Below are 23,651 nucleotides of genomic sequence, written 5' to 3' on the forward strand. Positions count from 1 at the left end.
CCTTCTCCACAGTTCCCCGGACCCCCGGGGCGGCGTCGGAGGCGGCGGGTAGAGTTCCCCGGGTGACAGAGCCCACCGCGACAGCCCTCCCCGCCCCGCCGCTCGCCGACCCCTCGGCGGAGTCCCGCGGCGGCGTCCGGAGCGACGCGGCGAGCGGCGCCCCGGGATCCGGATCCTCCGAGGCGCAGGCGATCCTCGAGAAGGTCTTCGGCTACGGCTCCTTCCGCGGCGAGCAGCAGGCCATCGTCGAGCAGGTCATCGGAGGCGGCGACGCCGTCGTCCTGATGCCCACCGGCGGCGGCAAGTCGCTCTGCTACCAGATCCCCGCCATCGTGCGCCCCGGCACCGGCGTGGTCGTGTCCCCGCTCATCGCGCTGATGCAGGACCAGGTCGACGCCCTCCGCGCGAACGGCGTCCGCGCCGAGTTCCTCAACTCCACCCAGGACGCGGGCGAGCGCAGCCGCGTCGAGCGCGCCTACCTCGACGGCGAGCTCGACCTGCTCTACGTCGCCCCGGAGCGCCTGGGCAACGAGGGCATGAAGCAGTTCCTCGCCCGCGGCCGGATCGCCCTCTTCGCGATCGACGAGGCCCACTGCGTCAGCCAGTGGGGCCACGACTTCCGCCCCGACTACCTCGCACTGGGCGAGCTCGCCGAGCGCTGGCCCGACGTCCCGCGCATCGCCCTCACCGCGACCGCCACCGAGGCGACGCACCGCGAGATCACCTCGCGCCTGCACCTCGGCGCCGCCCGCCACTTCGTCTCGAGCTTCGACCGCCCGAACATCCAGTACCGGATCGTCAACAAGGTCGAGCCGCGCAAGCAGCTGATCGACTTCCTGCGGCGCGAGCACGCGCACGACGCGGGCATCGTCTACGCCCTCTCCCGCAAGAGCGTCGAGGCGACGGCCGAGGCGCTGCGCTCGGCGGGCTTCGACGCCGTCGCGTACCACGCGGGCCTCGACTCGCGGGTGCGCGCCGCCGCCCAGTCGCGGTTCCTCCGCGAGGAGGGCGTCATCGTCTGCGCGACCATCGCCTTCGGCATGGGGATCGACAAGCCGGACGTGCGGTTCGTCGCGCACATCGACCTGCCCAAGTCGGTCGAGGGCTACTACCAGGAGACGGGTCGCGCCGGCCGCGACGGACTGCCGTCCACCGCCTGGCTCGCCTACGGCCTGCAGGACGTGGTGCAGCAGCGCCGGATGATCGACGAGTCGCCGGGAGACCTGGCGCACCGTCGGCGGATGTCCGCGCACCTGGACGCGATGCTCGCGCTCTCCGAGACGGTCCAGTGCCGCCGGGTGAACCTGCTCGCCTACTTCGGCCAGGAGAGCACCGCCTGCGGCAACTGCGACACCTGCCTCGAGCCGCCCGCCTCCTGGGACGGCACGGTCGCGGCGCAGAAGTTCCTGTCGACGGTCGTCCGCCTCAAGCGGGAGCGCAACCAGCAGTTCGGCGCCGGTCACATCATCGACGTCCTCCGCGGCAAGACCACGCCGCGCACCACCCAGCACCAGCACGACGGCCTCGCCACCTGGGGCATCGGCGCCGAGCTCAGCGACACCCAGTGGCGCGGAGTCGCCCGCCAGCTCCTCGCGCAGGGCCTTCTCGGCGTGAACGACGACGGCTTCGGCACGCTCGTGCTCACGCCCGCGTCCGGCTCCGTCCTCGGCGGCGAGCGGAAGGTCGAGCTGCGGCAGGAGCCGGAGAAGCCGGCCCGCTCCAGCGGATCCTCCCGCTCCGGGCGGTCCACCGTCGCCGAGCTGTCGGGCGAGGCTCAGCCGCTGTTCGAGCGGCTCCGGGAGTGGCGCGCCGCGCAGGCCCGCGCGCAGGCGGTCCCGGCCTACATCGTCTTCAACGACGCGACCCTCCGCGAGATCGCGACCGCCGAGCCGGCGACGATGGACGCGCTCAGCATCATCGGCGGCGTCGGCCAGAAGAAGCTGCTCACCTACGGCGAGGCCGTTCTCGCCGTCGTCGCGGGGGAGAGCCCCGAGATCGCCGTCCCGGAACCCGGTGAGGAGGCTCCCGCTCCCCGCCGCGCGCCGGCCGCCCGTGGCGGGTCGTCCCGCTCGCAAGGGGCGAAGCCCTCGTTCGGCCGCGAGTCGTCCGGTCCGCCGGTGTCCGCCGCTCAGCCGCCGGAGGACGACTGGGTGCCGCCGGACGAGCCCGACTGGGAGCCCGGCTGGGACAGCTACTGATCCGTCGCTGAGGCGCGCGATTCACCGCCCGCGACGGAGGCGGGCGCCGGCGCGGGCGACCGTGTTCCGGGCTCCGCGTCGGCGATCGTGCCCACCTCGTCACCGACGCGAGCGTCCTCGGTCCGAGGCGTCGGCGAGCGCCCTCAGCCGCCCGCGCCCGTCGACGCCATCCACCCGCCGAGCAGCGTGCAGCAGAACGACACCGCGAGGCCCGCCACCGGCACCCAGAACGCGATGCGCCGCCGCACCAGCAGCACGATCGAGACGGCCAGCGCCGCGAGGAACGGCACCCACACTCCTCCTGCGGCGAGGACCACCCCGCCCTCGATCAGGCCGATGTCGCAGGCGTTCGATCCGCCGCACGAGTCGCTGGCCATCGCGAAGAACAGCCCGAAGAACGACAGCAGCAGCGTCACCGCGGAGGCCACGAGGATCAGCACGATCGTCAGCACCAGGTCCCAGACGCGGACCGGGCGCCCATGCGGCACCCCGGATCCCGGCGCGGCCGGAGGCGCGGGAGGCGCGGCCGCGACGTCCACGGGCGGCGCACCCGGAGTCCGGGGAGGCGCTGCCGCGACGTCCGCGGGCGGCCCGGCCGCCGGGTGTCGGGCGGGCGGAGGGGGAGGCAGCGGCGGCTCGCTCATGCCGAGAGACTAGCGAGGCGGCCTCCGGTGCGGCGTCCCTCCTCCGCAGAAGCAGCCCGCAGGGACAGCCCGTTCAGCACACGGACGAGCCGCCCCCTCCTCCGCTCCCGTCGGCAGGGACCGCCCGTCCAGCGCACAGACGAGGCGCCCCGCCTCCGCCTGGTCGGTTCCGACAACGCGCTTCCGCCTCCGCCCGGCGCCGTTTGTGCCCGGGCGACGGAACGTTTCCGCCGCGCCGCCGCGCGACCTACCGTGCGAGGACCGCCTCCGCTGCCGCGCCCGTCGGCGCACGACGCACCGGGAGCGGCCCGAACCGCAGACGGTCGAAGGGACACGAACACCATGGTCAGCACCGCTCCCCACCCCCGCTCCGCCGCCGACGCCGCCGACCGGGCAGCCACCGGACGCACGCGGGCCCGGCGCTCCCGCTCGGGCTCGATCGCGCCCACGCCGCCGGTGGACTCCCTCGGCTCCGAGGTCGACGCGCGCCTGGACGAGGACGGCGCCCCCGCTGTCGACGTCGCCGCCCTCGGCGAGACCCTGCTCGGCGCCTGGCGCGAGCAGCGCCTCGCCAGCCGCGCCCTGACCGCCCGCCCCGAGCTGCACCGCACCGACGGCCTCCCGATGAAGGAGCACCGCCTCCGCGTCTCGGAGCAGATGCGCGTGCTCGCGGCCGAGGGCGGCGTGCACCGCGCCTTCCCGGTCGACCTCGGCGGCGAGGCCGACCACGGCGGCAACATCGCCGGCTTCGAGGAGCTGGTCACCGCCGACCCCTCGCTGCAGATCAAGTCCGGCGTGCAGTGGGGGCTCTTCGGCGCCGCGGTCCTGCACCTGGGCACGCGCCCGCACCACGAGAAGTGGCTGCCGGGGATCATGAGCCTCGAGATCCCGGGCGCCTTCGCGATGACCGAGACCGGGCACGGCTCCGACGTCGCGTCGATCGCTACGACCGCCACCTACGAGGACGGCGTGTTCGTGCTGCGGACGCCGTTCCGCGCGGCCTGGAAGGACTACCTCGGCAACGCGGCGGTGGACGGGCGCGCGGCGGTCGTCTTCGCGCAGCTGGTCACCCAAGGGGTGAACCACGGCGTCCACGCCTTCTTCGTCCCGATCCGCGACGAGCAGGGCGCGTTCCTGCCCGGCGTCGGCGGGGAGGACGACGGCCTCAAGGGCGGTCTGAACGGGATCGACAACGGCCGCCTCCACTTCGACGGGGTCCGCGTCCCGCGCGAGAACCTGCTGAACCGCTACGGCGACGTCGCCGCCGACGGCACCTACTCCTCGCCGATCGCGAGCCCGGGCCGCCGCTTCTTCACCATGCTCGGCACCCTGGTGCAGGGCCGCGTCTCGCTCGACGGAGCCTCGGTCGCCGCGGCGAAGATCGCGCTGACGGTCGCCGTCACCTACGGCGACCAGCGCCGCCAGTTCACCGGCGGCGGCGAGCGGGAGGAGGTGCTGCTCGACTACCAGCGGCACCAGCGCCGCCTCCTGCCGCGCCTGGCCACCACCTACGCCGCCGCCTTCGCGCACGAGAAGCTGCTGACGGCGTTCGACGAGGTCTTCTCCGGCGCGAACGACACCGAGCAGTCGCGGCAGGACCTCGAGACCCTCGCCGCGGGGCTGAAGGCGCTCTCGACCTGGCACGCTCTCGACACGCTGCAGGAGGCGCGCGAGGCCTGCGGAGGCGCGGGCTTCCTGGCGGAGAACCGGCTCACGCAGCTGCGCGCCGACCTCGACGTGTACGCGACCTTCGAGGGCGACAACACCGTGCTCCTCCAGCTGGTCGCCAAGCGCCTGCTGACCGACGTCGGACGCCGCTTCAAGGGCGCCCAGCCCGCGGAGCTCGCGCGGTACGCCGCCTCGCAGGTCGCGGGGGCGACCGTCGACAACTCGGGTCTGCGCCGTCTGGCCCAGGTCGTCGCCGATCGCGGATCGACGGCCCGCTCGGTCGGCCAGCTGCGGGAGGACCAGCGCGAGCTGCTCACCGGCCGCGTCGAGAGCATGGTCGCGGGGATCGCCTCACGGCTGCGCCCGGCGTCGAAGCTGCCCTCCGACGAGGCGGCCCGCCTGTTCAACGCGCACCAGAGCGAGCTCATCGAGGCGGCGCGCGCCCACGCCGAGCTGCTGCAGTGGGAGGCGTTCACGGAGGCGCTCGCCGGCGTCGAGGACGCGGGCACGCGCACCGTCCTCACCTGGCTCCGCGACCTGTTCGGCCTGGGCCTGATCGAGAAGCACCTCGACTGGTACCTCATCCACGGGCGCCTGTCGTCGCAGCGAGCGGTCGCGGTGACGTCCTACATCGACCGGCTGCTCGCCCGCATCCGCCCGCACGCCGCCGACCTGGTCGCGTCGTTCGGCTACGGGCCCGAGCACGTGCGCGCGGCGATCGCGACCGGCGCCGAGGCGGAGCGCCAGGAGGAGGCGCACGCCTGGTACGAGGCCGCCCGCGCCTCCGGCACCCTCCCCACTCCGGAGAAGCGCCGCTGAGCCCCTCCTCGAGATGCCGCTCCGGTACGCGACACGTCGCGCGAGGCGTACCGGAGTGGCATCCCGTGGCGACAGGACGGGGAGGGGCGCGTCAGGACGCGAGGAACGCCAGCGCCTGGTCGCGCTCGGCGCGCAGCTCGAGCACGGACTCGTCGATCCGCGCGCGGGAGTGCGCGTCGATCTCGAGCCCCTCGACGATCCGCCACTCGCCGTCGACGGAGCGGACCGGGAACGAGGAGATCAGCCCCTCCTCCACCCCGTAGGAGCCGTCCGACTCGACAGCGGCCGAGGTCCACGACGTGCCGTCGACCCAGTCGCGCACGTGGTCGATCGCGGCGGAGGCGGCGGACGCGGCCGAGGAGGCTCCGCGGACCTCGATGATCTCGGCGCCGCGCTTGGCGACCCGCGGCTCGAACTCCGTGTGCAGCCACTCGGCGTCGACCAGCTCGGGCACCGGCCGTCCGCCGACGGTGGCGTGCGTCGCGTCGGGGTACTGCGAGGCGGAGTGGTTGCCCCAGATCGCGGCGCCCTCGATCGCGTCGACGGGGGCGTCGAGCTTCGCGGCGAGCTGCGCGACCGCCCGGTTGTGGTCGAGGCGCGTCATCGCGGTGAAGCGGCCGGCGGGGATGTCCGGGGCGCTGCGCCGCGCGATCCAGGCGTTGGTGTTGGCCGGGTTGCCGACGACCAGCACGCGGATGTCGGAGGCGGCGTGCGCGTTCAGCGCGGCGCCCTGAGGCCCGAAGATGCCCGCGTTCGCGGCGAGCAGGTCGGCGCGCTCCATGCCCGCGCTGCGCGGCCGGGCGCCCACGAGGAGGGCGACGCTCGCGCCGTCGAACGCGGCGGCCGGGTCGTCCGTCGCCTCGATCCCGCGGAGGAGGGGGAAGGCGCCGTCCTGCAGCTCGAGCGCCGTGCCCGCGGCCGCGCGGAGGCCGGAGGGGATCTCGAGCAGGTTCAGGCGGACGGGGACGTCCGGTCCGAGGAGCTGACCCGAGGCGATGCGGAAAAGGAGCGCGTAGCCGATGGCGCCTCCCGCTCCCGTGACCGTGACCGTGACCGGAGTGCGCTGCTGGTTCATGCGCCGAGCGTATTCCCGCCGGCTGGGGGAGGGGGAGGAGTCAGCCGGACGGCGGGCCCTCGGCGGGAGGCGCCGTCGACCCGCGGAGCACGAGCTTGTTGCGCAGCCGCACGTGCTGCTCGGCCACGCTCCCGCCGTCGATCAGCGTCAGGAGCGCCCGGGCGGCCGCGCGCCCCACGCGGTGCAGCGGCTGCCTCACCGTCGTGAGCGCGGGGACCACCCGGGAGGCGTCGGGCACGTCGTCGTAGCCCACGACCGACAGCTGCCCCGGCACCGAGAGGCCCAGCGCCCGGGCCGCCTCGATCACGGCGATGGCGGAGGCGTCGTTCGCGGCGAGGACCGCCGTCGGGCGGTCGGGCAGCAGCAGCAGCTCGTGGGCGGCGGCGAGGGAGGGGTCGTGCCGGTAGTAGCCGACCCGTACGAGCGCGGGGTCGTAGGGGAGGCCGGCGTCCGCGAGCGCCCGCTGGTAGCCGGCGCCGCGCCGGTGCGACGACTCCAGGTCGGGGCGGCCCGCGACGAAGCCGATGCGGCGATGGCCGAGCCCGATCAGGTGGCTCGTCGCCAGCTGCGCTCCGCCGAAGTCGTCGGTCGCCACCGAATGCAGCTCGGTCTGCGCGGTCAGCGGATCCACGACGACGAGCGGCAGGTCCGACGAGGGGATCACGCCGGAGGGAGTCACCAGGATCGCTCCCGCTACGTGCGCCTCGGTGAGGCGCCGCAGGGACTCCTGCTCCCAGCCCGCCCGGCCCCGGCGGCTCGCGCCGCTGCCGGCGAGGAGGTCGAACCGGGTCCCCCGGAGCGCCGTCGCCACTCCCTGCAGCACCTCCGTGCCGAACGGCTCGAAGTCGCCCAGGAGCACGCCGATGACGCCCGAGCGCTCCGCGCACTCCGTCGTCACGACCTCCTGCTCGGCCTCCGCCGTCGCCGCCCCTGCGGACATCCTCGTCCCCTCCCGCCGTCCCCGCCCGGCCGCGGCGGAACGCGGTGATCGCCTCGCTGCGCTGCTCCGGACGGTTGAGAACACGTCCTTGCAATCGGGAATGTTCCCGGTAACATTGCCCGCAAGACTAGCTGAGGGAAAGCTCAGCAGTCGAGAGAGACGAGTGTCGGGCAGCCTTTCTCCCCTCAGTGCTGAGGGGGTCGAGAGCTGGAGCTCGCGTGGCCACGCTGTGGAAGCCGCCGCGCACGAGCCGTCCGCCGCTCTCCGCGCGTCCTGCGCTCCAGGCGCGGCCGAACGCCCCTCGGGCTGCGCCGCGCTCCGTCCTCTCGCGGCCTCGGGCCGCGCCACCACTCCGCGCCGTCCGGCGCTCGACCTGATCGGCGACGATGCCGATCGAGTGAGGAACACCATGTCCACGCGACGAACCCCCCGACCCCTCTGGCTCGTCCGCTCGGGCGCAGCTCTCGCCGGCTGCCTGCTCCTGTCCGGCGTCGCCGCCGCGGCCGCGGCCGCCGACACCGAGTACGGCTCCGACGACGTCGACGTGAACGTCAGCATCGAGGAGCTGGAGCAGCCCGGCGCCCTCTCGATGTCGATCGACGGCACCTCCGCCACGCTCGCCGAGGAGGGCTCCACCCCGACCGTGCGCGCCTTCACGGGGCAGCTGCCCGACGTGACCGTGACGGACACCCGGACCGTCGACGAGATCCCGGCCGGAGCCGGCTGGTACGTCCTCGGCTCGGCGAGCGCCTTCACCGGCGACGCGGACCAGGAGGACATCTCCTCCGACCACCTCGGCTGGACGCCGGTCCTCGTGGACGGCGGCGAGTCGGGCCTCGTGTCCGAGGGCGACCCGGTCGACACGATCCTCGACGAGGGTGCCGACGCCGTGGGCCTGTTCGACCAGGAGCTGCTCGCGCTGTCGCTCGACTCGCAGGAGACCGCGACGGACGGGTCCTGGACCGTGTCCGCGGGCCTCACCCTGAAGACCGAGGCCGACGTCGCCCCCGGCGACTACTCCTCCGTCCTGACGCTGTCGCTGTTCGAATGACCCCGATGCGCGCAGTCGCCTCCACGGCGATCGGCGCCCTCCTCGCGGCGGGCCTGCTCGCCTCCGGCGCGGCTCCGGCGACCGCGGCCGGCGCCTGGTCGCCGAAGGCCTCCTACACGTCGACGGACCGCGGCGACGGCACCTACTCCGTGCCGCTGCTGAACGCCGACGTGCCCGACGTCAGCGTCGAGCGCGTGCCCGCGTCCGAGAACGACGAGGGCCGCGACATCTACTACATGATCAGCACCACGATGCACCTCAGTCCGGGCGCCCCGATCATGAAGTCCTACGACCTCGTCAACTGGGAGATCGTCAACTACGTCTTCGACCGGCTCGAGATCGGCGACCGCTTCTCGCTCCGGAACGGGCAGAACTCCTACGGCAACGGCCAGTGGGCCTCGTCGCTCCGGTACCACGACGGCCGCTACTACGCGGTCTTCAACACCAACAACCTCGGCGGCTCCTACCTCTACTCGACCGACGACATCGAGGACGGAGCCTGGACCCGCACGGCCCTCGGCCGCGCCTTCCACGACCCGTCGCTCTTCTTCGACGACGCGGACGGCGGCACGCCGTACATCTTCTACGGCTCCGGATCCACCAGCGCCGTGAAGCTGAGCGAGGACCTGACGACCGTCGTCGCCGAGTACCCGAACATCCTCCGCACCTCGGACTACCCGGGAGCCGGCTACCTCGGCGGCCTGTTCGAGGGCGCGCAGGTGCAGTACATCGACGGGCAGTACTACATCGTCATCATCACGTGGCCCTCGGGCCAGGGCCGCCAGGTGGCGCTGTTCCGCTCGTCCGAGCTGCTGGGCCGCTACGCGACCGCCGACGGCAGCAACCCCTACGAGGGCAGGGGCGTGCTGAACTCCAGCGGATTCGCCCAGGGGAGCCTCGTGCCGATCGCGAAGGAGGACGGCTCGACCGCCTGGCACGGCATGTTCTTCCGCGACAGCTTCCCGACCGGCCGCATCCCCGGGCTCATCCCGGCGACGTGGAAGGACGGCTGGCCGACGTTCGGGACGAACGGCTCGGTGCCGGTGGGCGGGAGCTTCCCGAAGCCGATCCGCCTCAGCCCCGAGGAGGAGCTGTTCGAGCGGCAGAAGAGCATCGTCGTCTCGGACGACTTCGACAACGACGCCCCGGCGAAGGCCTACCAGGACGAGTCGTGGACGATCCCGCCCGCGCCCGCCTACGACGCGTCGCTGCTCGGCGTGCAGCTGCTCCAGAACCCGGGAGCGGAGTCGGGGACGGCGCCGTGGGCAGGCCAGTTCGGCGCGACGCTGTCGGCCGACACGACCGACCCGGCGTCCGGCACCGCCGCGCTCCGCGTGGGCACCCGCACGCTCAACGGCTCCGGCCCGAGCCAGGTGCTCGCGAACAAGCTGCAGCGCGGCGTGACCTACACCGTGTCCGCGAAGGTGAAGTACACGACCGGCCCCGCGTCGGTCCGCTTCAACCTCTGCGCCGACTTCGGCGCGGGACCCGTGACGATGGCCTCCGCCGCCGTCACGCAGGGGCAGTGGACGTCGATCACGGGGACCTACACGGTGCCCGAGACCGCGAACGTCGGCAGCGTGAAGTTCGCCGTCGAGACGCCGTGGGGCAATCCGCAGCCGGCGTCCTCGAGCACCGAGTACCTGCTCGACGACGTCTCGCTCGTCGGCGCCGCTCCCACCCTCGAGCGCCCGACGGCCGCCGAGATCGAGCCGAACGGCTCGACCCTCGCCCTCCCCTGGCAGTGGAACCACGCCCCCGACAACCGCTACTGGTCGCTGACCGAGCGCGAGGGCTGGCTCCGCCTCACCAACGGGAAGGTGCTCAGCGGAACGGCCGCGCACACGCGTCTCTCGGGCTCGCCCGAGATGACGTACCTGGAGGAGGCGCGCAACACGCTCTCCCAGCGCATCGTGGCTCCGAAGCAGTCGGCGGAGGCGGCGTTCGACGTCTCCGGGATGAAGGACGGCGACGTCGCCGGCCTCGCGGCCTACAACCGCGGCTTCTCCTACGTCGCGGTCAAGCGCGTGGACGGCGTCACCACCGTCGGCGTCGTGAACCGCAGCCAGCCGTTCGCGACCACGTTCGACCAGGCGGCCGTGGAGTCCTTCCTCCCCGGCACCACCGCCGCCCTCGGCGACGCCTCGCAGGTGCGCCTGAAGGCCGACCTCGAGCTCTCGGCCCCGGCCGGACAGCTCTGGACGACCTTCTCGTACAGCCTCGACGGGACGAGCTGGACGAAGCTCGGCAGCCGCGTCGGCCCGCAGACCCTCGACGGTCAGCTCACGCACTTCATGGGCCACCGCCTCGGGCTGTTCAGCTACGCGACGAAGACCGCCGGCGGCCACGTCGACGTCGACGAGTTCCTCCTGAGCGACACCCTCTCCTCGGAGGGGAAGGCGCTCGACCGCTCGCAGCTCGACGCGGCCGTCGCTCACGCGGCGACGCTCCGCTCCGACGACTACCCGGCCGACGCCTGGTCCGACCTCCAGTCGGTCCTCGCGAAGGCGCAGGCGGTCGGCACCGCGGGAACGCAGAACCAGATCGACGCCCCGGAGCGCGCGCTCAGCTACCAGCTGGCCCGCCTCGGGACGCTGAAGGAGGCGTCGCTCGATGTGACCGCCGCCGCCGCGACCCGCTGCATCGCGGGGAAGGTCGTCGCGACCGTGCGGGCGACCAACGCCGACGACGTGCCCGTCGCCCTCCGGATGGAGAGCGCCTCCGGCACGAAGACGGTCGCCGCGCTCGCACCCGGCGCCACGACGAGCCACGCCTTCACCACGCGGGCGGCCTCGGTCCCCGCCGCCGAGGTGGTCGTGACCGCGACCGCCACCCTCGACGGCGAGCCGGTGACGACCACGGTGAGAGCGCCCCACCCGGCCGCGTCCTGCGGCTGAGCACTCCGGGGGCGGCCCGCGCGGCCGCCCCCGCCCCCGAACGCGTCAGCGGCACCCGTCGCCGACGATCTCCTGCACGACACGATCAAGGAGGATCCGTGAGATCACCACAACGAGAAGCCGCTCCGAAGGGGCGGTTGCGGCTGAGGCTGCTGGCCACGGCCGCGCTGACCGCGCTCCTGGTGGCCCCCTTCGCCGCCCAGACCTCGTCCGCCGCTGAGGCGGAGCTCATCGTCAACGGCGGCTTCGAGAGCGGCATCAGCAGCTGGTTCGTCAACAACGGCAACGCCGCCGACGCCGGCACCATCGCGACGACCACGGATGCGCGCACCGGCACCGCCGCAGCGCTCGTCACCGGCCGCACGACCACCGGCGCGGGCGCCATGCAGGACCTCAGCGGCAAGGTCGTCGCCGGCCAGACCTACCAGGTCAAGGCGCAGATCAAGTACGAGAACGCCGCGAGCCCCGCGACCAAGCAGTTCTTCGCCACCATGCACTACGGCGGAGGCACCTACACGAACCTCGCGAGCGTCACCGCCACGAAGGGGCAGTGGGCGACGATCAACGGATCGTTCACCATCCCCGCCGGGCAGAGCGTCGCGACCGCGCGCCTCTTCTTCGAGACGCCGTGGACCGCGACTCCCTCGGCCGCGCCCGAGACGCACCTCATGGACTACAAGCTCGACGACGTCTCGCTGGTCGGAGCGGCGCCGCCCGCGCCCGCCTCGCGCACCATCGAGGTCGTGGGCAAGATCCCGGGCGACCACAACCCGCTCATGGGCTGGAAGTTCGGCGCCGACGGCTTCGGCTTCGTCGAGAACGGCCGCGTGTACATGTACATGACGAACGACACCCAGGGCTACGCTCCGAACCCCGCCACGGGCGTCTCGGCGGGCATCGACTACGGCAAGATCAACCAGATCACCGTGATCTCCTCGGACGACCTCGTCAACTGGACCGACCACGGCGAGATCCAGGTCGCCGGCTCCACCGGAGTCGCGCCCTACACCGGCAACTCGTGGGCTCCCGGCATGGCGAAGAAGACCGTGAACGGCGTCGACAAGTACTTCCTCTACTACGCCAACGGCGGCGGCTCCAGCAACGTGATCACCGGCGACTCGCCGGTGGGTCCGTGGACCAGCCAGCGCACCTCCACGCTCATCAACGCGTCCACCCCGGGCGCCGAGGCGGTCGCGTGGAAGTTCGACCCGGCACCGCTCGTCGACGACGACGGCCAGGGCTACCTGTTCTTCGGAGGCGGACCCGCCTCGACCGCGCTCCCCGCGGCCGAGCGCTTCAACAACCCGAAGAACATCCGCGTGATCGAGCTCGGCGACGACATGATCTCGACCCAGGGCACTTCCGCCGTCGTGGACGCGCCCGTCGCGTTCGAGGCGGCCCAGGTGTTCAAGCGCCAGGACAAGTACTACCTCTCGTACTCGTCCCACTTCGGCGGCAACGACTTCGGCGGCAACCAGACCCGCGAGCCCGGCTACCCGGGCGGCGGCGAGATCGGCTACATGATCTCGGACGACCCGATGTCCTGGCCCAAGGAGAACTACGCCGGCGTGATGTTCCCGAACCAGAGCCGCTTCTTCGGAGCCGGCACCGGCGGCAACAACCACCAGTCGGTCTTCGAGCTGGGCGGCAAGTACTACTTCACCTACCACGCGCCGACGCTCAACAAGCGGATCAACGGCGACACCACCCAGGGGTACCGCAGCCCGCACATCCAGGAGCTGCAGTTCAACGCCGACGGCACGGTGCAGCAGGTGGTCGGCGACTACAAGGGCGTCGACCAGGTGAAGGACTTCGATCCGTACCGCACCTTCCCGGCCGAGACCATCGGCTGGAGCAAGGGCATCGCGACGGCGCCGCTCGGCACCCCCGCCGCGGGCGCGACCCAGAACCTCGTGCTGAAGGACCTCGACAACGGCGACTGGACCGCGCTGTCGGCCGTCGACTTCGGGGACACCGGAGCCGCGACGTTCACCGCGAAGGCCAAGGCGCTGCAGGCCGGCGGCACCGTCACCGTCCGCCTCGACTCCGAGACCGGGCCCGTCGCGGGCACCGTCGCGGTGAACGGGACGACCGGCGAGTGGACCGACGTCAGCGCAGCGCTGACCGGAGCGACGGGAGTGCACGACGTGTACTTCAGCTACTCCGGACCCTCCGGCGACCTGTTCGAGCTCGACACCTTCGCCTTCACCGAGGGCGAGGCTGCTCCGGCGCTCGACATCACGGCGAGCGCTGCGACCCGCTGCATCGCGGGCAAGGCGATCGTCACCGTCCAGGCGAGCAACGGCTCCGACGTCCCCGTCGGCGTGACCTTCACGTCGACGTCCGGCACGAAGTCGTTCACCTCGGTGGCGCCCGGCAAGACCGTGTCGCACGCCTTCACCACCCGTCAGGCGAACCTGCCCGCCGGTGCGGTGACCGTCGAGGCCACGGCCACGATGAACGGCGCCCCCGTCGAGACGGAGGTGAGCGCTCCGTACGCGGCGCGCCCGTGCTCGTAGCGCACGGCTGAACCACCGGGGAGCGCCCCCGGCCCTGCGGGGCCGGGGGCGCTCCTGCGCGTGTGGGGGGATCTCGATACGCCCCTCCGGGGCTGCTCGATCAGCATGTGCCGGCCGCGCAGCGGGGTGATGAGACCCCGCTGGGTCAGCGGCTGTCGGCCAGGCGCATCGTTCCGCCGGCCTGGGCGGCGAAGGCGCGGGCGGTCGCCGCGATGGTGCGCTGCATGACCCGCGCCGCGGCGGTCGGCGCGAGGTCCGCCGGGCGCGCGAGGCTGATCGTCCGGGTCAGCGTGGGCTTCTCGAGCGTCGGCTCCTCGATGCGGATCGAGCGCAGCCCCGGGCGCCCCTGCAGCACCATCGCCGGGACGACCGCGACGCCCAGGCCCCGCTCGGCGAAGCGCAGAACCGCGTCCATCTCGGCGCCCTCCAGCACCACGTCCGGCTCCAGGCCCGCGGCGGCGAACGCGGCGTCGGTCGTGCGGCGCAGGTCGTAGCTGGAGTTGAAGACGATCTGCGGGAGGCGGGCGACCGCGGCCAGGTCGAGCGCGCCGGTCGCGGCGAGGGGAGGCTCTGCGGCGGAGGAGACCACGACGAGCTCCTCGACGAGCAGCGGGGTCACCGTGAAGGCGCCGGGAGCGGCCGCGGTCGAGGTCGTCACCAGCGCCAGGTCGAGCTCGCCCCGGGCCAGCCGGTCGAAGAGGCTCCGCGACCCGTCCTCGGCGAGGTGCAGCTCCACGGCGGGATGCGCGGAGTGGAACGCGTGCAGCACCTCCGCGACGAGGCTGATGCAGAGCGTCGGCGTCGCGCCGAACCGCACCCGGCCGCGCTCGAGTCCGGCCAGCTCGGCCAGCTCGCGGCGCACCGATCCGGCGTCGGCGAGCATGCGCCGGGCGAGCGGCAGCAGCAGCTCCCCGGCCGGTGTGAGGGTGCTGCCGGAGCGCGCCCGGTGGAAGAGCTCGGAGCCGAGGTCCTGCTCCAGCGCGGCGATCCGGCGGCTCAGCGAGGGCTGCGCGAGATGCAGCTCCTCGGCGGCGCGGGTGAAGCTGCCGAGGCGGGCGACCTCGACGAATCCGGTGAGCTGCTCGAGATCCACATGCATACCCTATGCGCATGGCTGTGCCCAGCATTATGCATTGGAGTAATCGATGCGCCGTGCCTAGCGTGGAGGCATGACCACTTCAGAGACCACCGCACCGGAGCGCCGGATCTCCACCTCCGTCCTCGTCATCGGCACCGGCGGATCGGGCCTGCGCGCCGCGATCGAGCTCGCCGAGGCGGGCGTGGACGTCCTCGCGCTCGGCAAGCGCTCGAAGTCGGACGCGCACACCTCCCTCGCCGCCGGCGGCATCAACGCCGCCCTCGCCACGATGGACCCCGACGACAGCTGGCAGCAGCACGCGGCCGACACCATCACCGAGTCCTACCAGCTCGCCAACCCGCACACGGTCGAGATCGTCACCTCCAACGCCGCCCGCGGCATCCAGGACCTCGAGCGCTACGGCATGCCGTTCGCCCGCGAGGACGACGGCCGCATCTCGCAGCGCTTCTTCGGCGCGCACACCTACCGCCGGACCGCCTTCGCGGGCGACTACACCGGCCTCGAGATCCAGCGCACGCTCGTCAACCGGGCCGCCCAGCTCGAGATCCCGATCCTGGACACCGTGTACGTCACGCGCATCCTCGTCAACGAGGACGGAACAGTGTTCGGCGCCTACGGCTTCGACCTCGTCGACGGCACCCGCTACCTGATCCACGCGGATGCGGTGATCCTCGCCGCGGGCGGCCACAACCGCATCTGGCGCCGCACCTCCTCCCGCCGCGACGAGAACACGGGCGACTCGTTCCGCCTGGCCGTCGAGGCCGGCGGCCGCCTGCGCGACCCCGAGCTCGTCCAGTTCCACCCGTCGGGCATCATCGAGCCCGAGAACGCGGCGGGCACGCTGATCTCCGAGGCGGCCCGCGGCGAGGGCGGCATCCTCCGCAACGGCCTCGGCGAGCGCTTCATGGGCAAGTACGACGCCGAGCGCCTCGAGCTCTCGACCCGTGACCGCGTCGCTCTCGCCTGCTACACCGAGATCAAGGAGGGTCGCGGCACGCCGAACGGCGGGGTCTGGCTCGACGTCTCGCACCTGCCGCGCGAGACGATCATGACCCGGCTGCCGCGGGTGTACCAGACGATGCTCGAGCTGCAGATGCTCGACATCACGAAGGACCCGATCGAGATCGCGCCCACGGCGCACTACTCGATGGGCGGGGTCTGGGTGCGCTCGGACGACCACAGCACCGACGTCCCCGGGCTCTACGCGATCGGAGAGGCCTCCAGTGGACTGCACGGCGCCAACCGCCTCGGCGGCAACTCGCTGATCGAGCTGCTGGTCTTCGGCCGGATCGTCGGGCAGGCGGCGGCGGAGTACTCCGCCTCACTGACCGCCCAGACCCGCTCGGCCGCGTCCGTCCAGGTCGCCCGCGACGAGATCGCCGGCCTGCTCGCGGCCGACGGCACCGAGAACGTCCGCGCCCTGCAGCGCGCGATCCGCAACACGATGACCGAGCACGCCGGAGTCGTCCGCGACGAGGAGGGCCTGCTCGCCGGGCTCGCCGAGCTGGACGCGATCGAGGCGCGCATCGCCGACATCGGCGTGCACCCGGACATCGCCGGCTTCCAGGACCTCGCCCACGCCTTCGACCTCAAGTCGGCCGCGATGGCCGCGCGGGCCACCCTCGAGGCAGCGCTCGAGCGCCGGGAGAGCCGCGGCTGCCACAACCGCAGCGACTACCCGGACATCGACCCGGCCCTCCAGGTGAACCTCGTCTGGTCGCCCTCCACGGGGATCACCCGCGAGGAGATCCCCGCGGTGCCGGAGGAGATCCAGGCGCTGATCAGCGGCGAGGTCGCCACCGCGGGCAAGCTGCTCGAGTAGCAGGAACCGCGAGGGCACGACGCCGGCTCCCTCCCGCGGGGCCGGCGTCGTGCTGTGCGCGGCGCTCGCCGTCCTGATCGTCACCGCTGACCCGCCGGCGCCGCGCCGGTCCACGGTGAAGCCGCGGAGCATCCGTCGAGGAGGAGCGGACGATGCAGCCCGGAGGCCGGCGCCCGCGTCCGCGCGGGAGGCGGCAGCGCATCCCCGCCGGACGCCCGGCCCCTCTCGACTCGCCGACGGCGCGGTCCTACAGTGGCTGCGACGACCCTCGACTCCCGCCGCGGGACCGACGGCGCCGTCGCGAGCGGAGGGAAGCCGTGTCCTCGACCGCCCCCGTGCCCGGAGCCGCCGTCGACGCCTCGACGAGGCTCCGCGACTTCCACCAGATCCTCCTCAACACCGCCGTCGCGAACGTGACGACGAGCTTCCTCTGGTTCGCGCTCACGTTCTGGGTGTACCTCGAGACGCGCTCCGTCCTGGCGACAGGGATCATCGGCGGCGCCTACATGCTGCTCGTCGCGGTCCTCGCGATGGCCTTCGGCACGATCGTGGACCGGCACCGCAAGTTCCGCGTCATGGTCTTCGCCGGCGCGGTCACGCTCGTGTCGTTCGGCGTCGCGGGCGGTCTCTTCCTCGCGCTGCCCGAGGCGGCGCTCCTGGACTTCCGCGCCCCCTGGTTCTGGGTGTTCTCGGGCACGATCCTCTTCGGCGCCGTCCTCGAGAACATGCGCAACATCGCCCTGTCCACGACGGTGACCCTGCTGGTCCCGGTGGAGGGGCACGCCCGCGCGAACGGCCTCGTCGGCACGGTCCAGGGCCTCGCCTTCGTGGTGACGAGCGTCTTCAGCGGGCTCGCCATCGGCCTGCTCGGCATGGGGTGGACGCTGGTGATCGCGATCGGCCTCTCCGCCGCCGCGCTCCTGCACCTCCTCTTCCTGCGCATCCCGGAGGACCGGCCCGCGCCGACGGGGGAGAGGGCGCCGCTGATCGATCTCCGCGGCAGCATCACCGCGGTGCGGGCGGCGACCGGGCTGTTCGCGCTCATCGTCTTCTCGACGTTCAAGAACCTGATCGGCGGCGTCTACATGGCGCTGATGGACCCGTACGGCCTCGAGCTGTTCCCGGTCGAGCTGTGGGGCGTGGTGCTCGGAGTGACGGCGACCGGTTTCGTCATCGGCGGTCTGCTCGTCGCGAGGTTCGGTCTCGGGAGGAACCCGATCCGGACGATGCTGCTGCTCGTCATGGCGATGGGCCTGATCGGCGCGGTCTTCACCCTCCGCGACTGGTGGTGGCTCTACGCCGGCGGCATCTGGATCTACATGACCCTGATCCCGGCGGTCGAGGCCGCCGAGCAGACGGTGATCCAGAAGGTCGTCCCCTTCGAGACCCAGGGGCGCGTCTTCGGCTTCGCGGCGGCGTTCGAGTCGGCCGCCGCTCCGATCACGTCGTTCCTCATCGCCCCGATCGCCGAGTTCGCGCTCATCCCGTACATGGAGTCGCCGGCCGGGCGCTCGGCGTTCGGCGGGCTGCTCGGCGACGGCATCGGCCGGGGGATCGCGCTGGTGTTCCTGGTCGGCGGAGTCGTCATGATCATCGCGGCCGGCGCGGCGATGCTCACCCGCTCCTACCGCGTCATGTCGGCGCAGTACCTGCGGGAGGCCGCGGCGAGCGGGGAGGCGGAGCCCGTCCGCACGGAGGCGCCGGAGACGCACCGGACCGCGCCGAGCACCGTCGAGCAGAACCGCTAGCGCCCGCAGACGCCGCCCGTCATGCGCCTCCGGGGGGTCCGGCGGACCGGACGGCGCCGACACGAGGAAGACGTGCCGGACGCCCCCTCCCCAGGGTGCGGCGTCCGGCACGTCGGCTGCGACCACCCGGTCGAGGGGCCCTCCTCGACTCCCGAGCGCTCCGCTGCCCCGCGCCTCCGGAGGGAGACGTCGGGGCATGCGGCGCCGGCGGGGTGGAGGGCTCTGGTTCCCCGCCCCGCCGGCGCCGGCCGCCCGCGAGGGGCGGCGAGGATGCTCGTTCGGGCGTGCCTCGAGTGACGGCTACATGCCGTCACTGAGCATGGACTGCACCAGCTTCACGTGGCGCTCGAGGTTCAGCTGGCTGAACTCGCTGTTGTAGTTGAGGCCGTAGTTCAAGATGTGACCCGGGGTGCACTGGATTGTCGCGTCCGGTCCGTCCCAGGTGCGCAGCAGTGCCAGGGCCGAGTCCCAGCTGCTGTTCTCGCAGTTCGTGTTGAAGGTGGTCGACGTGCCCAAGCCCACGGTGTGCGAGATCTCGTGCATGGCGGTGCCCTCCACCATGTAGACGCGCTCCTTGCCGAAGCGGATCTGGCCGTAGATGTTCGCATCGGCCGTCGGGGTTCCGGGGCTGTACGAGACGGTCAGGGAGCGGGAGATGTTGCTGAGGCGGTTGTAGCGCGCCACGGCGCGGTCCATCGCGTCGGTGATGCGGGCGTAGGCGTCGGCCTCGTCCGCGGTCGGGCTCGCGACGCGGTTCAGCGTCCAGGTGATCTTCTGCACGGTCGGATCGGTCAGTGCCCAGCGCTGGGCCTTGGAGCCGGTGCAGGTCCACTGCTGAATGGGGGAGCCGTCGATCTGGCGGAAGTCCTTGTTGTCGAGGCAGAGGTCGCTGTGCCGATTGGCGATCTCGGCGTAGCCTCCGCCGACGGAGGTGATCCGCCACTGCTGGGCGGTGCTGCCGTTGCAGCTCCACTGCCGCACCTCCGAGCCCGGAGTGGTGCCGAAGTCGAAGTTGTCGAGGCAGAGGTTGCTGAAGGTGTTCTTGATCTCGGCGTAGCCGGTGCCGAGGTCGGTGACCTGCCAGCGCTGGTTGCTCCCCTCGGTGCAGCTCCACTGCCGCACCTCGGCTCCGGGCTGAGTGCCGAAGTCGAAGTCGTCGAGACACATGCTGCTGTGCTGGTTGCGGATCTCCTGCGCCGATCCGAGGCCGACCGGGGCGGTGGCTGCAGAGGCGGGCGAGCTGATGCCGAAGGTCGTGATGCCGACGACGGCCGCGATCAGGGCGCCGATCAGGCGCTTGGAGGGGTGGGACTTCGTTGTCCGGGACATGGGTGCCTTTCACAGACATCCGGCGTCCCCGAAGGGACGCGGATGAGGGTCGCAGGAAGGAGCCGTGTCCGAAGGGATCGGAGCACGGCAGAGGATGCGCCGGAGCGACCGGGATGGTGATCCGGTCGTCCCGCCGCGGGACGCGTCAGCGCCGACGCTCCGAGTGGGATGGGAAGCTGATCACGACCTGCATGTTGACGTGGACAACCATCGACCGGTCGCGGAGCCGGTGTCAAGTGCCGGTCTCGAGCGGGTCCGGTCCGAGCCCCGCCGGGCGAGGGTGATCCGTCCACGCGGATCCCCGTGCTCGCAGGGAGAGAGCGCTCACACCCGCCGTCGCTGCGGCATCGCCCGGGAATCCGCCATTGTTACCGTTAACAAAAGTCGGTACGGTGTCACCTGAAGTGGGCAAGCGCGTCCTCGCGCCTCGCGTCCCACTCCGACCGGTTCGAAGGCGAACCTGAGAGGAACGTCGATGATGACGACAGCACCACCCTCCCGCCGCACCCTCCCGCCGCAGGCCCACGCCCGGCCCCGATGACTGTCGGCCCGGCCGACACCTTCCACGCGGTGACCGCGGTCGGCGCCCGCAGCGCGCGACGTCTCGTCCTCGCACCCACGTCGACCTCCGCCTCCCGATCACGGGTCGCCAGGCCCGCGTCCCGGGCCGCCTTCAGGCGATTCCCTCCCCGCCAGACGGACGCCGGACTCACCACTCCGCCGGCCGATCGCGCGGGCTCCGTCCTCCCCCTCCGACCCCTCACCTGAAGGACCCCCCATGTCACGAACCCCCCGGCAGGAGCGCACCCGGCGCTCACGCCTCCCCCGAGCGGGCGCCGCGCTGACGCTCGCCATCGCCTGCCTCGGCGGCGTACTCGGACCGATCGGCGCCGCCGGCGCCGCAGAGACCGTCCCCGCTCCCGCGCTGCAGTACTCGTTCGACGGCATCGGCGCGACGCTCGCCAATGGAGCCGTCGTCGCCGACTCCGCTCCGGGCAACCACCCCGGCACCCTGATCAACTCCGGCGCGACCAGCGTCGCGGGTCCCTCCGGCGCCTCCACCGACCGCGCTCTCTCGCTCCCGGGCGGATCGAGCACGTCGGCCGCGCCGCACGTCCGGATCGCCCCGGGCCTGATCCCCGCCGGCACGCAGGACGTCACGATGTCCGCCTGGCTGCGCTGGAGCGGTGCTCCGGACTGCACCTGGCCCTTCACGCTCGGCTCCAGCGTCGACTCCCACGTCCTCTCCACCACGAAGTGCGGACCGGCCGGCTTCGGCGCGATCAAGAGCGGCTCCGAGGTGCGGGCCGCAGGCAACACTCCGGTCGCCGCGAACCGCTGGGTGCACATGGCGGTCGTCGTCAAGGGCGGCCAGTCGGTCTCGACCTACTTCGACGGAGCTCTCGTCGGCCAGGGCAGCACGACCTTCACCGCCGCGTCCGCGATCGGCACGTCCACGTTCTCCGGCTTCCTCGGCAAATCGTTCTACGGCGCGGACGCCTACTGGGCCGGTGCCATCGACGACATGCAGGTCTGGACCTCCGCGCTCACCGCCGGCCAGGTGCAGCAGAGCGCCGCATCCGTGCACTCGGTGCTCGCGAACCAGGACGCCGCCGTCTCGCTCGGCGACACCTCGAACGTGACCTCGAACCTCGCCCTCCCCACGACCGGCGCCAACGGCTCCACGATCACCTGGACGTCGAGCGCCCCCGGCGTCGTCAGCACCAGCGGCGTCGTCACCCGGCCCGCCGCGGGCAGCCCGGACGCCACCGTCACGCTGACCCCGACCGCCGTCCACGGCGGCATCACCGTCGTCGGCCGTGCCACCACCGTGTTCGTCCCGGCGTACGCCGCCGGTGACAGCGCCGAGGCCGAGCTCGCCCGGGCCGTCGCCGACGGCATCAGCAACGATCCCGCTCTCGCCGGACCGGTGCGCGGCAGCCTGAACCTGCCCTCGACCGGAGCCGACGTCGCCGCCACCGCCGCGCGCGCGAACAGCTCCAGCGCCGTGGTCAGCTGGACCTCGTCGAACGAGGCCGTCATCACCTCCGCCGACAAGGGCACCGCGCCGAACGTCGTCGCCAAGGGCTCGCTCACGCGTCCGTCCACCGACACGACCGTCACCCTCACCGCGACGGTCACGGTGCCCGGCACCACGCCCCTCGTACGGACGCTCACGCGCACCGTTCCGGCCGCGGCCCCCGTCGCCGCGAGCGACCTCGACGCGTACCTGTTCGCGTACTTCACCGGCGACAGCATCGAGGGCGAGAAGATCCGCTTCGCGACCTCCGACGGCAACGACTCGCTCACGTGGAAGACACTGAACGACGCGCAGCCGATCCTCACCTCGACCCTGGGTACGAAGGGCCTGCGCGACCCGTTCGTCTTCCGCTCGAAGGAGGGCGACCGCTTCTTCCTGATGGCCACCGACCTCTCCGTCGGCACCACCGGCTTCGGCGGATCGACCAACCGCGGCAGCCGCTACCTCGAGATCTGGGAGTCCACGGACCTCGTCAACTGGGGCCAGCAGCGCCACGTCGAGGTCAACCTGCCCAATGCGGGCATGACCTGGGCACCGGAGGCCACCTACGACCCCACCATCGACGCCTACGTCGTCTACTGGACCTCGGCCCTCTTCACCGACAGCACGCGCAACGTCGAGGACGGCAACGGACCGCAGATCCTCACGTCCACCACGCGCGACTTCCGCGACTTCACCACCCCCGAGGTCTGGTTCAAGGCCGCTGACGTCCCCTCGCTCAACAAGAGCAACGGACTGATCGACGCCACGATGCTCAAGGACGGCGACACCTACTACCGCTTCACGAAGGCGACCCAGACCAGCGGCTGCCCCTCGCCCGACATCATCGGACAGAAGTCGACGAACCTCCGCGCCACCACCGCCTCCGGAGCGTGGAGCCTCATCGACACCTGCATCGGCCGCACCGCCGGAACGCCGGAGGTCGAGGGTCCCGAGATCTTCAAGACCAACGAGGGTGACCGGGCGGGGTACAAGTACTTCCTCTGGACCGACAACTACGGCGGACGCGGCTACATCCCGCTCGGCACGAACTCGCTCGAGGGCGACATCCAGTGGACGATCCCCAGCAGCTTCTCGCTGCCGACGTCGCCCCGCCACGGATCCGTCGTCTCCATCACCGCGAAGGAGCGCGACGGGCTCGCCGCGAAGTGGAACCCGTCGCTCCTGGTGACCTCGATCGACGCCGTGGCGCGGACCGTGCAGGCCGGATCGACCACCGTCGACCTGCCCGCCACGGTGGGCGCGACGTTCAAGGACGGCCACCGTGAGACGGTCGCCGTGACGTGGGCGACCGCCGATCTCAGCTCGCTGAAGAAGGCGGGCGACACCGTGCAGGTGCGCGGACAGCTCGCCAACTCGGCAGCGACGCCGGCCATCGCCACCATCACCGCCACGGCTCCTCCCGGACCGTCGCTGACGGCCTCGGCCGCGAGCCGCTGCGTCGCCGGCAAGGTGACGGTCACCGCGACCGGCACCAACACGAGCGGCTCCACGGTCGAGATGACCGTCGGCTCGCAGTGGGGGAGCAGGACCTTCGCCGGGGTCGCTCCCGGCAAGTCCGTGTCCGCCGCCTTCACCACCCGGGCGACCTCGGTCACCGCGGGCGAGGTGAGCGTCGCCTCGAAGGACGCGAACGGCACCAGGACGGCCACCGCGCCGTACTCGGCACTCACCTGCCGCTAGGCCGGTGACAGGGGAGGGGCGGCGTCCAGCCGCCCCTCCCCTGACCTCCTCCGTTCCGGGGCCTCCGGCCACCGGAGCAGGGGAGCATGGACCCCGCGTCCGTGCTCCCCGCATCCAC

Annotated in this window: 13 protein-coding genes; 8 read left to right on the forward strand and 5 right to left on the reverse strand. The window is 72.4% G+C overall.

From position 1 onward, the window contains the following. Window positions 1-62 precede the first annotated feature (62 nt). On the forward strand, window positions 63-2,198 hold the full coding sequence (recQ, locus tag C5C37_RS02315; protein ID WP_181067822.1) for a DNA helicase RecQ: 2,136 nt from the start codon (window positions 63-65) through the stop codon (window positions 2,196-2,198). Window positions 2,199-2,341: 143 nt separating this feature from the next. Here recQ and C5C37_RS02320 read toward each other — a convergent pair whose 3' ends face one another. Continuing rightward, window positions 2,342-2,842, reverse strand: coding sequence for a DUF6264 family protein (locus tag C5C37_RS02320; protein WP_219812269.1), 501 nt, complete (start codon window positions 2,840-2,842; stop codon window positions 2,342-2,344). Between the two features lie 342 nt (window positions 2,843-3,184). On the opposite strand from C5C37_RS02320, the gene C5C37_RS02325 reads away from it, so the two are divergent. Then, on the forward strand, window positions 3,185-5,329 hold the full coding sequence (locus tag C5C37_RS02325) for an acyl-CoA dehydrogenase (protein WP_104233657.1): 2,145 nt from the start codon (window positions 3,185-3,187) through the stop codon (window positions 5,327-5,329). 91 nt (window positions 5,330-5,420) lie between these two features. On the opposite strand, the gene C5C37_RS02330 is transcribed toward C5C37_RS02325, so the two are convergent. Both C5C37_RS02330 and C5C37_RS02335 read right to left on the reverse strand, forming a co-directional pair. Continuing rightward, complete coding sequence (locus C5C37_RS02330) at window positions 5,421-6,404, reverse strand: malate dehydrogenase (protein ID WP_104338392.1); 984 nt, start codon at window positions 6,402-6,404, stop codon at window positions 5,421-5,423. 40 nt (window positions 6,405-6,444) lie between these two features. After that, window positions 6,445-7,344: a LacI family DNA-binding transcriptional regulator gene (locus C5C37_RS02335; protein WP_104226034.1), complete on the reverse strand. Its 900-nt coding sequence runs from the start codon at window positions 7,342-7,344 to the stop codon at window positions 6,445-6,447. A 409-nt stretch (window positions 7,345-7,753) separates the two neighbouring features. Between C5C37_RS02335 and C5C37_RS02340 the strand changes: the two genes are divergently transcribed. The 3 genes from C5C37_RS02340 to C5C37_RS02350 all read left to right on the forward strand — a co-directional run bounded on the left by C5C37_RS02340 (window position 7,754) and on the right by C5C37_RS02350 (window position 13,811). Then, window positions 7,754-8,395 carry a hypothetical protein gene (locus tag C5C37_RS02340; protein WP_104233676.1) on the forward strand — a complete coding sequence of 214 codons (642 nt, stop codon included), beginning with the start codon at window positions 7,754-7,756 and terminating at the stop codon, window positions 8,393-8,395. Window positions 8,396-8,400: 5 nt separating this feature from the next. Beyond that, window positions 8,401-11,292, forward strand: coding sequence for a family 43 glycosylhydrolase (locus C5C37_RS02345; protein ID WP_258074010.1), 2,892 nt, complete (start codon window positions 8,401-8,403; stop codon window positions 11,290-11,292). A 98-nt stretch (window positions 11,293-11,390) separates the two neighbouring features. Further along, window positions 11,391-13,811 carry a family 43 glycosylhydrolase gene (locus C5C37_RS02350; protein WP_219812141.1) on the forward strand — a complete coding sequence of 807 codons (2,421 nt, stop codon included), beginning with the start codon at window positions 11,391-11,393 and terminating at the stop codon, window positions 13,809-13,811. Window positions 13,812-13,956: 145 nt separating this feature from the next. On the opposite strand, the gene C5C37_RS02355 is transcribed toward C5C37_RS02350, so the two are convergent. Next, the gene (locus C5C37_RS02355; RefSeq protein WP_104224383.1) at window positions 13,957-14,910 is read right to left on the reverse strand and encodes a LysR family transcriptional regulator; all 954 of its coding nucleotides are present in this window, start codon (window positions 14,908-14,910) and stop codon (window positions 13,957-13,959) included. A 70-nt stretch (window positions 14,911-14,980) separates the two neighbouring features. Between C5C37_RS02355 and C5C37_RS02360 the strand changes: the two genes are divergently transcribed. Together C5C37_RS02360 and C5C37_RS02365 are read left to right on the forward strand one after the other, a co-directional pair. Beyond that, the gene (locus C5C37_RS02360; RefSeq protein WP_104247858.1) at window positions 14,981-16,732 is read left to right on the forward strand and encodes an L-aspartate oxidase; all 1,752 of its coding nucleotides are present in this window, start codon (window positions 14,981-14,983) and stop codon (window positions 16,730-16,732) included. A gap of 317 nt (window positions 16,733-17,049) precedes the next feature. Then, entirely contained in the window at window positions 17,050-18,480 is a 1,431-nt protein-coding gene (locus tag C5C37_RS02365) for an MFS transporter (protein ID WP_374954035.1), read from the forward strand. Window positions 18,481-18,780: 300 nt separating this feature from the next. On the opposite strand, the gene C5C37_RS02370 is transcribed toward C5C37_RS02365, so the two are convergent. Further along, window positions 18,781-19,809, reverse strand: coding sequence for an RICIN domain-containing protein (locus C5C37_RS02370; protein WP_104226029.1), 1,029 nt, complete (start codon window positions 19,807-19,809; stop codon window positions 18,781-18,783). A 778-nt stretch (window positions 19,810-20,587) separates the two neighbouring features. Between C5C37_RS02370 and C5C37_RS02375 the strand changes: the two genes are divergently transcribed. Continuing rightward, entirely contained in the window at window positions 20,588-23,533 is a 2,946-nt protein-coding gene (locus tag C5C37_RS02375) for an immunoglobulin-like domain-containing protein (RefSeq protein WP_104338395.1), read from the forward strand. Window positions 23,534-23,651: the final 118 nt, after the last annotated feature.

The sequence above is a fragment of the Rathayibacter sp. AY1F9 genome (assembly GCF_002932155.1).
GTDB lineage: Bacteria > Actinomycetota > Actinomycetes > Actinomycetales > Microbacteriaceae > Rathayibacter.